Below are 10,805 nucleotides of genomic sequence, written 5' to 3'. Positions count from 1 at the left end.
AGAAAGTATAACATAATTTCTTATTTTTGTACTCTCAAATTTTTAAAAATTATGGCAGAATATACATTCCGTGAGGTGATTTGTCAAGCGATGAGCGAAGAAATGCGCAAGGACGAATCCATTTATTTAATGGGTGAAGAAGTAGCAGAATACAACGGAGCTTACAAAGCTTCCAAAGGAATGCTGGACGAATTCGGACCAAGAAGAGTGATTGATACTCCTATTGCAGAACTTGGTTTCTCCGGTATCGCTATAGGTTCCGCAATGAACGGTAACCGTCCGATTGTCGAATTTATGACGTTCAACTTCTCATTAGTTGGGATTGACCAAATTATTAACAATGCTGCAAAAATTCGCCAAATGAGCGGTGGACAGTGGAACTGTCCTATTGTTTTCCGTGGTCCTACAGCTTCAGCTGGTCAGTTGGGAGCTACCCACTCACAGGCTTTGGAATCATGGTACGCAAACTGCCCTGGTTTGAAGGTAGTGGTTCCCTCAAATCCATATGATGCAAAGGGATTGTTGAAAACAGCAATTCAAGATAACGACCCGGTAATTTTCATGGAATCTGAACAGATGTACGGAGATAAAATGGAAATTCCTGAAGAAGAATATTACATCCCAATCGGAAAAGCAGATATCAAAAAAGAAGGAAAAGACGTAACTTTGGTTTCTTTCGGAAAAATTATGAAGTTGGCGATTCAGGCAGCGGAAGATTTGGAAAAAGAAGGAATTTCGGTTGAGGTTATCGACCTAAGAACAGTTCGCCCTTTGGATTATGACGCCGTTTTGTCTTCCGTAAAGAAGACCAACAGGCTGGTAATTTTAGAAGAAGCGTGGCCTTTTGCTTCAGTGGCTTCAGAAATTACGTACATGGTTCAGCAAAAAGCTTTCGATTATTTGGATGCTCCAATTAAGAGAATTACAACTCCGGATGCACCGGCTCCTTATTCTGCAGCATTATTTGCAGAATGGTTCCCTAAGCTTGAAAAAGTGAAAGAGGAAATTAAAAAAGCAATGTACATCAAAGTATAAAACGAAGCTCCCAAACTTTTTGGGAGTTTTTTTATTGGAGTTAATTCAGTTTTTGGAAGCAAATTTATTCTAACTTTGCTCATTTAAAATTCATTTTTCTGTTATGGCAGAAGTTGTAGAAGGAGGTCACCATTTCGACCTTAAAAAATTATCAGCGGTTGGTGTATTAGTTTCACTGGGAATTGTTTTCGGCGATATCGGAACTTCCCCCTTATATGTAATGAAGGCTATTGTAAGTGCCCGTAAAGAAAGTACCTCACTTCCTTTGGATGAATACATAGAAGGTGCACTGTCCTGTATCATTTGGACGTTGACGCTGCAAACCACGCTCAAATATGTCATCATCGCACTTCGTGCAGACAACCGTGGTGAAGGTGGGATTCTGGCATTGTACTCTCTGGTAAAAAAATTCCGGTTACGGTATCTGTACATTATTGCGTTGATTGGTGCTGCAACGCTTGTTGCAGACAGTGTAATTACACCCTCTCTTACAGTAATGTCTGCTATTGAAGGTCTAAAAATTTTTAATCCGAATACTCCGGTGGTACTCATCACCTGTATTATTTTGCTGGTCATATTTATTGTGCAGCAGTTTGGTACGGCCTTTATTGGGAAGTTTTTCGGACCGGTAATGGTGCTATGGTTTTTGTTTTTAGGAGTTATGGGTGCCCTTCATTTAGGCGATCATCTTGAAATTTTTAAAGCCTTTAATCCATATTATGCTTATAAACTGATTTCACATTCTCCAAGTGCAATCATAATTTTGGGAGCAGTTTTTCTTTGTACTACGGGAGCGGAAGCATTATATTCTGATCTTGGTCACTGTGGTATCAAAAATATTCGCGTGAGTTGGATTTTTGTAAAAGTAATGCTGATTCTGAATTATCTTGGACAAGGAGCTTGGTTGTTAGATAATATTACTATTGTTCAGCAAAAAGGACTGAATCCTTTTTTTGGAATTATGCCGGAATATCTTATACTTCCGGGTGTAATTTTAGCAACTGCAGCTGCAATTATCGCGAGTCAGGCTGTAATCACAGGTGCGTTTACTATGTTCTCGGAAGCGATGTCTATTAATTTTTGGCCCAACCAAAAAATTGATTATCCTTCCGGTATCAAAGGACAGATGTATATTCCGAGAATCAACTGGACGCTTTTGATTATGTGTATTGGTGTAGTTCTGTATTTTCAGGAATCAGGCAAAATGGAAGCTGCTTATGGTCTTACCATTACCATTACCATGTTGATGACCACGGTTTTGCTTTATTTCTGGCTGAAAGGATTAAGAATTAATCCAATATTGCGTTTTGGATTTTTAGGACTTTATCTGGCTATTGAACTTGGCTTTTTCTACTCAAACGTTATCAAGTTTTTTGATGGAGGTTGGTTAACAATGGTTCTCGGTGGATTTATTGGAGTTTGCATGTATGCTTGGTTTAACGGTAGACAGATTAAAAATAAATTCATCAAGTTTGTCAAGCTTCAAAAATATGTTCCCATTATTAAAGACATGAAACTGGATGAAACCATTCCCAAATATGCAACCAATCTCGCTTTCTTAAGCCGTGCGAAAAGAGAAAATGAAATTGAAGCAAAAATTATTTACTCCATCATTAGAAAACAGCCGAAAAGAGCTGACCATTATTTTATCTTAAATATTGTGAATCAGGAAGATCCGTATTCTTTCAAATATTCAATGGACGAAATTATGCCGGGAACTATTTACAGAATCAACTTCCTTTTAGGATTTAAAATCGACAGAAGAATTAACGATTATTTTGACGATGTTCTGAAAGACATGATGGCAGAAGAGATCATTCCCTCAAGAAGTGCACATCCTTCCTTAAGAGCTCATAATATTGCTCCCGATTTAAAATATGTTATAATTGATAATACGTATATCAACGATCAACTTCTAACGGTAAAAGAAAAAATTGTTCTTAATATTTACAACTTTGTGAAGTATATTGGCAGTGACGATTTCAAAGCGTGGGGCGTTTCTCCGCATAATGTTGTGGTAGAATCTGCACCCTTGCTGGATCAGGATATTGTTACGAAAAAAATTAAACAGCTCGATTTTAATAGATACAATTCTTAGAATATAAATCCTTCAGTTTTGAAGGATTTTTTTTTAAGATTAAAATCAATAAATTTGTGCATAATTTCTATTGATGGATACGAAACAGAAAGAACTCAATATCACCACTATAAAAGATGTCCTGAAGAGCTATCTTCAGGAAAAAGGCTTCCGAAACACTCCGGAACGATACACCATTTTAGAGGAAATCTACAGTTTGGATAGGCATTTTAATGTGGACGATTTGTATCTGCTGATGATTCAGAAAAAATACCATGTTTCAAAAGCAACTATTTACAATACGATTGAGATATTTCTGGATGCAGGTTTAATCCGTAAACATCAGTTCGGCGAAAAAACTTTAACGTCTTCTTCTTACGAAAAATCATACTTCGATAAGCAGCACGACCATTTGGTGATTTACAAAAAAGATTCCGACAAGGAAATTGAAGAAATTATCGAATTCTGCGACCCAAGAATTCAGGGAATTAAAGAAGCAATTGAACAGGCTTTTGGCGTAAATATTGATTCTCATTCACTTTATTTTTACGGCACCAAAAAAGATTAATGAACAAATTTTTTCTGCTTCTTCTGTTTATTTGCGTCAACACATTTGCACAAATTACGACACAGCCAAAAGATCCTTTGGTAAAAGATCCTTTTTTTACCAATAAAACAACCGCTGCAGCTGATCCTGCAACAAAAGTTCAGCACATCCATTCCGATACTTTTGGTGTTGAACCCGGGAAATACAACGGAAATCCGTTTTTTCAGGGAAATGTTCAGTTTGAACACCAAGGTTCTTACCTGAATGCAGATTTGGTTATTCTTTACCGAGAACAAAATTTTATTAAAGCCATTGGAAATGTAGTGTTAAGAAATGCAGACGGTTCCGTTATCACCGCCAATGAAATGGAATACGACGGAAATACCGAACGTGGAATTGCACGAGGAAAAGTTAATTTAACCGACCCTGCGCAAACGATCAAAACAGAAACCCTTTACTACGATAGAAAAGCCAATAAAGCCTATTTCAATTCCGGCGGAACCATTACGAGACAAGGCAACGTTATTTATACAAGAGCCGCAACCTACAATGTTTCGACAAGAATTATTGATTTAAGCGGAAACGTAAAAATTGATAATCCGGATTATATTGTAGAAGGTGCAAATATTATTCAGAACCAAAATACCAATACCGCTACTTTTACCGGACCAACAACAATTACGAACCGTGCGAATCCCGCAAACCGTGTTTATACCGAAAGCGGAAGTTATAATATGAACACCAAAGAAGTTTTCCTCAAAAAAAATTCGAGGATTCATTATAACAACAAGATTTTAACGGGCGATGATATGTATTACAACCAAATTACAGGATTTGGGAAAGCGCGTGGAAATGTGTTGCTTCGCGACCCTTTGGAAAAAAGATACATTAGAGGTGGTTACGGCGAAATTTTTGAAAAGCAGGATTCTGCAATGATTACCGAAAAACCTTACGCCGTAAAAATTTTGGAAAAAGACTCCGCCTTTTTTGGTGCTGAAAAAATTCTGGCCTATCAAGAAGCAGATGGAACTTTAAAGAAAAGAAGCTTCTTAAGAGCCTATAACAAAGCAAGGTTTTACAAGTCCAACGCGCAGGCAAGAGCAGATTCTTTGGCTTTTGATGAAACCGACGGCGTTCTTCACCTCTACGGAAAACCAATTTTGTGGAGCGGCGAAAGACAGGTTACCGGAGACGTTATCGAAGCGTATTTCGATACCCAAAACGAGTATATCGATTCCCTGAAAGTTATTGGAAACGCATTTGCAATCAGCAAAGTGGATTCTGTGAACATGAAAGACGAATTTCATCAGGTAAAAGGAAAACTGATGACGGTTTATTACAAAGAAAACGAAATAAAACTCGCACAGTCACTCGGAAATGCACAGGCAATAACGTATGCCGATTCCGAAAACGAAAAAACCAAGGAAATTGAACGTTTCGGAGTTACGCTTTCCACTTGTGGAACACTTCAGGCGATGTTTGATGCGAGAACGGTTCAGGTGATTGAGTGTAATGTAGGAGCTCAAGCCGACACCTATCCGATGAGTATGATTTCGCGAGAAAAAAGATTTTTCCCGGATTTCAATTGGAATACGAAGGACCGACTCCGAAAATGGCAGGATATTTTGGTGGATTCTCCAAATTATCCCGACAAACAGTATGCTTCCGATAATGCTTTGTACGACGCCGCCCAAAAAGCCGTAGATGATGCCAAAGCCAAAGAAGAAGCCAAAAAACCGAAAAGGGTCAAGAAATAATTTTTTTTGGGTGCCTTTTCCGCCTTCCGTTCCCAATCTTTTGTTTTTTCGCGGCGGCGAAGCCGCCGCGAAAAAACAAAAGGATTTCCACTCAAGTCGGGGCACGGTTCAGGATTTCTAATAAAAATATAATTTAAAAAATGCAGAACGATTTCTTTAACTATCAAGCCCAAACCACAAAATTTGCTGCCGGTTTCGAAGTAGAAAAAGCCGAAGGAAACTATATCTACGGAAAAGACGGAAAAGCCTATCTCGATTTTGTAGCCGGAGTTTCAGCTAATACTTTGGGACACAGTCATCCAAAAATTATTGCGGCTATAAAAGAACAAGCCGACAAATATCTTCACGTGATGGTTTACGGAGAATATGCGCAGGAAATGCCGGTAAAATTGTGCAAACTTTTAGCCGAAGCAACTCCCGAACCTTTGGAGGTAACTTATCTTGTCAATTCTGGTGCAGAAGCCATTGACGGAAGTTTGAAGTTAGCAAAACGATACACCGGAAGAGAAGAAATCATCTCTTTCAAAAACTCTTATCACGGTAATACGCACGGTGCACTTTCGGTTTCAGGAAATGAATTTCATAAAAGGGAATTCCGTCCGTTATTGCCGAATATTTCTTTTATCGGGTTTAATGTAGAGGAAGATTTGGAAAAAATTACGCAGAAAACAGCCGGAGTTATTCTAGAAACCATTCAAGGTGCTGCAGGATTTTTAGTTCCCGAAAAAGATTATCTCAAAAAACTGAAAAAACGTTGCGAAGAAGTTGGCGCTTTGTTGATTTTGGATGAAATTCAGCCCGGATTTGGAAGAACGGGAAAACTTTTTGCCTTCGAACATTACGGAATTGTTCCTGATATTTTGGTCATGGGAAAAGGAATGGGAGGCGGTGTTCCCGTAGGAGCTTTTATGAGTTCCCGAAAAATCATGGAAACCCTTTCACATTCGCCAAAGTTGGGACACATCACCACTTTCGGAGGAAACCCATTGATTGCGGCTGCAAGTTATGCCACTTTGAAAGAAGTTTTGGACAGCGGTTTGATGAACGAAATGGAAAGTAAAGAAAAACTATTCCGCGAACTGTTGGTTCACCCAAAAATTAAAAACATCAATGGAAAAGGTTTGATGTTGGCCGTCAATCTCGGAACTCCGGAATATACTTTGGATGTCGCAAAACGCTGCATGGAAAAAGGCCTCATCGTTTTCTGGCAACTCTACAGAAATGAATATCTGAGAATTTCCCCACCTTTAACTTTAACCGACGAAGAAATCCGAAAAGGTTGTGCGATTATTCTGGAAGTTTTAAACGAGGACTGATTTTCCCAAACTAGATTTTCTCTTTACTAAAAAAAACAGCAAATATCTGAGTGGCAACGCCGGGAAATGTTTATAGAAAAAAAAATTCAAGAATTATGAGCTCCGTAGGAGCGAAAGGTGTAAAACATCTAGCTTGAAAATCTTCGAAAAACAAACCGAAAGTTCTTTCTAGCCCCGATGGAACGGGCTGTTTGAGCTCTCCCGATTCATCGGGAAGCGAGTAGTGACAGCGGGTGAGATTTTCGGAAAAAAACTTCTTTTCTGCTCCCTATAATTTCTTAATTTTTAAACGTAAAGTATTGCATTGATAAAAAATTAATTTATATATTGCGAGACATTAAAAAGTGAGCAATATGGCGAAACATAAAGTGCAGTACGAATATCCAATGCATTGTCTTTCAGAGATTTTGTATGAATATTTGGCAAGTGCTGAAGGTCTTTCAGAATGGTTTGCGGATGAGGTGACGGAGAAGGGAGACGATTTTTATTTCAGTTGGGGAGGCGGACCTGCAGAAAAGGCCACTTTGATTCGTTATAAGCCGGAAAGTTTTGTGCGTTTCCGTTGGGAAGAAGACGAGGGAACAAAAAATTTCTTCGAAATGACGATTGTTATCGATGAAATTACTGAAGATTTGGCGCTGAATATTACAGATTTCTGCGAAGCCGGAGATGAAAATGAAAATAAACTGTACTGGGAAAATTTGATTGAAAATTTACAGATTAAGTTAGGCGCAGCCTAAGTTTTTGAACAATATAAAGAAAGTGAGCGAAATTTTTCGTTCACTTTTTTATTGGTTTATGGTAGTGTTTTTTCTGTGTTAAAGGCGGAAACGCTACCTTTGCAAAGTTTTAAAATTGATGATGCTGAATTCCTATTTTACTTCCGAAAATTTTCAGGCTCATAACAGGGCTTTTTTATTGGGTGACGCCGTAAAAGTTTCCTTTTTTGTACGAAACGGCGAACTGATTATGGCTGAAGAATGCTATTTTTTCCTGATGGCTTCCATGAGGAAAATGCGCATGAATATTCCTTTAAGTTACACCCTTGAATTTTTTCAAAATCTTTTTTCCGAAAATGTAATAGAGAAAGGAATCTCGAACGGAATTATTCAGTTTTTGGTGTACCGAAATGCGGATGAAAATCCGTTGCAGAAATCGGAAGTGGCTTTTAGTTTCGATGTGGTAGAAATGAACGATGTTTTATCTGAACAAAAAGAGATTGGGATGGATATGATAAAGGAAATCCATGTCAATAACAATCTTTTGAGCAACATTCGAGTTCACAGTCCGGAAAATATTTACGCAGAAATTTATGCCCGCGAAAATGATTTGGATGATGTTATTTTACTGAATCCGAACAAGAAAGTGGCAAGAAGTATTTACGGAAATCTTTTGTTTCTGGAACGTGAAACCATTAAAATACCTAAACAAACCGACGGTGCTTATATTTCTCCTTTGATGGAAAATTTTGTGACTTACGTTCATAAAAATAATCTTGCGAAAATTGAAGAAGCTGAAATCATTGCTTTTGAATCTCAGAAAGCCGAAGAAATCCTGATGATTTCTGATTTTAAAGGAATTTTTGCGGTGAAAAAAATCAGAAATAAAGAATTTAGGACGGAGAGATTTGCCGAGATTTTAAAGTCGTGGAGAAATTCTTTTGGTGAATTATGAATTATGAATTATGAATTGTGAATGGTCCATTTAACTTCGAACTTCGAGCTTCCAACTCCCAACCTAGTAAAATTGACAAACCCGGTAAATAACCTTTTCACAAGTCGTTTACCAGGTTTTGAATTGCCGTAGCAATAAGTGTATTTAATTTTCGCTGATGAAATCCAGAATTTTTTGCGCGCACTGATTTTGTCCGTGTTGGCTGGTTAATAACTCCCTGTCTTCTTTATTATTGATGAAGCCCATTTCTACCAAAAGCGCCGGAGACTTTGACGCTCTTAAAATATGTAGATTCTGAGATTTTACCGAAGAATTCTCGAATTTTGAAGCCAGTTTTTCAGCTAAAATTTTTGAAGCCTCAGCTTTCTCATTGTTTTCAGAATAATAAATTTCCGTACCGTTTCTATGCGTGTTGGCTTCAGAATTTCTATTAAGGTGAAGCGATATCACCATTACAGGATTTTTCTTGTTAACAAATGCGGAACGATCCGAAAGAGAAGGATAACTGTCGTTCTCTCTTGTCAAAATGATTTCAGTGTTTTCATCCTTGTTCAACGATTTTACTTTTGAAGCCACAGAAAGAGCAATGTTTTTCTCCAAAACATCATTATACGTTGCACCATGGTCGTTTCCGCCATGTCCTGCATCGATAATTACTGTTTTTTTGGTGTTGTTGAAAGAGAAAAGAACTGTAGAACTGAAAACTAAAGCTGAAAATAATGTGATCAATTTTTTCATGGTTTTTTTTGTTTTGGTTATAAACAAAGAAATAAATTTTTCAGAAAACTTTGGCCAACGGAAAAGATAAAAATTTGTTAAAAATTTCTAATGATTTATTAAAGTCAGTTCAGGGAAACATCTTCCGGTGCGTTTGCCCAAAGTAAAAACTCTCCGCCCAAATTCTGCATGATGTTTTTCCATAGGCCTTGGTCGTTTGGTGTAGTGTAATCCAGATTATAAACATCTACCACTGTCCACATTTTACGGTGAATTTCGCTTTCCAGCTGTTGCGCAGCCCAACCCGAATAGCCGGAAAAAATTTTTACGTTATGTAAGGGAAGTCTTCCTTCTACAATTTCTGCAACGATTTTTTCAACATCCTCGGTAATGTAATAATCCTGATTAATCTCTTCAAAATGTTCAGGGACAGGACTGCCTTTAATAATGAAAAATATTTTATTGTTCTCCACAGGTCCTCCTTCGTAAACTTCCACAGGAAAGCCAAAAATACCCTGCATATTTCTGCTTATTTCCGTGTTTTTTTTATTTAAAATCAAACCGAAAGCACCGTTCTCATTATGGTCAATCATCAGCACCACAGAACGCGAAAAAATGTCTCCGGAGACATCAGGAGTGGAAATTAATATTTTACCTTTGTAAGAATAATTCATTGGAGAAATCGGGTTTCTGAACGAAAGCCTAATCAAATTTAATAAAAAAATAAAATGGAAAACCTTCACGATAAAAGAAAAATTTACGAGAAATCTCAATTGCTTGAAAATCAGGTAAAACAAAATCCAATTGAGCAGTTCCGCGACTGGTTTATGGAGGCTGAAGAAAATCCAGCGGTTTCAGAAGCCAATGCCATGGCGATTTCTACAATAGAAAGTGACGGCTGCCCCAGGACTAGAATGGTTTTGCTGAAAAGCTACAGTTGGGAAGGTTTCACATTTTACACCAATTATCATAGTAGAAAAGGTAATGCTATTGAAAAAACGCACAAAGCGTGTCTGCATTTTTTCTGGCCTTCGATGGAAAGACAAATCATCATCAAAGCAGATTTGGAAAAGGTTCCCGAGAATATTAGTGATGGTTATTTTGCTTCGCGACCAAAAGGAAGTCAGCTCGGAGCTGTAGTTTCGCCGCAGAGTAAAGAAATCCCAAACCGAGAATTTTTAGAAAATCAATTGAAGGAATTAGAAAAATCTTATGAAGGCAGGGAAGTTCCAAGACCGGAAAACTGGGGAGGATATTTGGCAAAGCCTTATGAAATAGAGTTCTGGCAGGGAAGGCCAAACCGTCTTCACGACAGAATTCTGTATGAACTTCAGGAAGATTTTGATTGGAAAATTTCCCGATTAGCACCATAAAAAAACCCCGTTAAAAACGGGGTTCCTCATGTTCATTAATTACTTAATGATTATTTTTTCTTAGCACCAGAAACTGCGTTAGCCAAATCAGCACCAGCTTTGAATTTAGCAACTTTTTTAGCAGCAATTTTGATTGGTTTTTTAGTAGCAGGGTTAATACCTTGTCTTGCAGCTCTCTCAGCAACTGAGAAAGTTCCGAAACCTACCAAAGACACTTTACCGTCTTTTTTCTTTAGAGTTCCCATTACGTTAGACATAAAAGATTCTAGAGCAGCTTTAGCAGCAACTTTAGTAATTCCGGCATCTTTA

General features: G+C 37.8%; 11 protein-coding genes. 8 read left to right on the top strand and 3 right to left on the bottom strand.

All coding sequences use genetic code 11. The annotated features are described in order from the left end of the window. Positions 1-51: 51 nt before the first annotated feature. The 7 genes from Q0252_RS04110 (at position 52) to Q0252_RS04080 (ending at position 8,406) form a co-directional block, all read left to right on the top strand. The gene (locus tag Q0252_RS04110; RefSeq protein ID WP_297984098.1) at positions 52-1,035 is read left to right on the top strand and encodes a pyruvate dehydrogenase complex E1 component subunit beta; all 984 of its coding nucleotides are present in this window, start codon (positions 52-54) and stop codon (positions 1,033-1,035) included. 103 nt (positions 1,036-1,138) lie between these two features. Further along, positions 1,139-3,133, top strand: coding sequence for a KUP/HAK/KT family potassium transporter (locus Q0252_RS04105; protein WP_297984096.1), 1,995 nt, complete (start codon positions 1,139-1,141; stop codon positions 3,131-3,133). Between the two features lie 73 nt (positions 3,134-3,206). Next, positions 3,207-3,680: a Fur family transcriptional regulator gene (locus Q0252_RS04100; protein WP_297984094.1), complete on the top strand. Its 474-nt coding sequence runs from the start codon at positions 3,207-3,209 to the stop codon at positions 3,678-3,680. After that, the gene (locus Q0252_RS04095) at positions 3,680-5,416 is read left to right on the top strand and encodes an OstA-like protein (protein WP_297984092.1); all 1,737 of its coding nucleotides are present in this window, start codon (positions 3,680-3,682) and stop codon (positions 5,414-5,416) included. The genes Q0252_RS04100 and Q0252_RS04095 overlap by 1 nt, the downstream gene beginning before the upstream one ends. Before the next feature lie 140 nt (positions 5,417-5,556). Further along, positions 5,557-6,732, top strand: a complete 1,176-nt coding sequence (locus Q0252_RS04090) for an aspartate aminotransferase family protein (protein WP_297984090.1) — start codon at positions 5,557-5,559, stop codon at positions 6,730-6,732. Positions 6,733-7,085: 353 nt separating this feature from the next. Then, positions 7,086-7,472, top strand: a complete 387-nt coding sequence (locus tag Q0252_RS04085; RefSeq protein ID WP_297984088.1) for an START-like domain-containing protein — start codon at positions 7,086-7,088, stop codon at positions 7,470-7,472. Positions 7,473-7,593: 121 nt separating this feature from the next. Continuing rightward, the gene (locus tag Q0252_RS04080) at positions 7,594-8,406 is read left to right on the top strand and encodes an aminotransferase class IV (RefSeq protein WP_297984100.1); all 813 of its coding nucleotides are present in this window, start codon (positions 7,594-7,596) and stop codon (positions 8,404-8,406) included. Between the two features lie 144 nt (positions 8,407-8,550). On the opposite strand, the gene Q0252_RS04075 is transcribed toward Q0252_RS04080, so the two are convergent. Beyond that, positions 8,551-9,144, bottom strand: coding sequence for an N-acetylmuramoyl-L-alanine amidase (locus Q0252_RS04075; protein WP_297984086.1), 594 nt, complete (start codon positions 9,142-9,144; stop codon positions 8,551-8,553). A gap of 104 nt (positions 9,145-9,248) precedes the next feature. Next, positions 9,249-9,797, bottom strand: a complete 549-nt coding sequence (locus Q0252_RS04070; RefSeq protein WP_297984084.1) for a YqgE/AlgH family protein — start codon at positions 9,795-9,797, stop codon at positions 9,249-9,251. A gap of 54 nt (positions 9,798-9,851) precedes the next feature. On the opposite strand from Q0252_RS04070, the gene pdxH reads away from it, so the two are divergent. Further along, positions 9,852-10,496 carry a pyridoxamine 5'-phosphate oxidase gene (pdxH, locus tag Q0252_RS04065; protein ID WP_297984083.1) on the top strand — a complete coding sequence of 215 codons (645 nt, stop codon included), beginning with the start codon at positions 9,852-9,854 and terminating at the stop codon, positions 10,494-10,496. A gap of 50 nt (positions 10,497-10,546) precedes the next feature. Here the strand turns inward: pdxH and Q0252_RS04060 are convergent. Continuing rightward, positions 10,547-10,805 (bottom strand): HU family DNA-binding protein (locus tag Q0252_RS04060; protein ID WP_297984081.1); only part of this gene is annotated, 259 nt, incomplete at its 5' end.

Source organism: uncultured Chryseobacterium sp. (genome assembly GCF_936933875.1).
GTDB lineage: Bacteria > Bacteroidota > Bacteroidia > Flavobacteriales > Weeksellaceae > CAKZIK01.
Note: the sequence above shows the minus strand (reverse complement) of the source record. Positions and strands in the feature narration are given on the sequence as shown.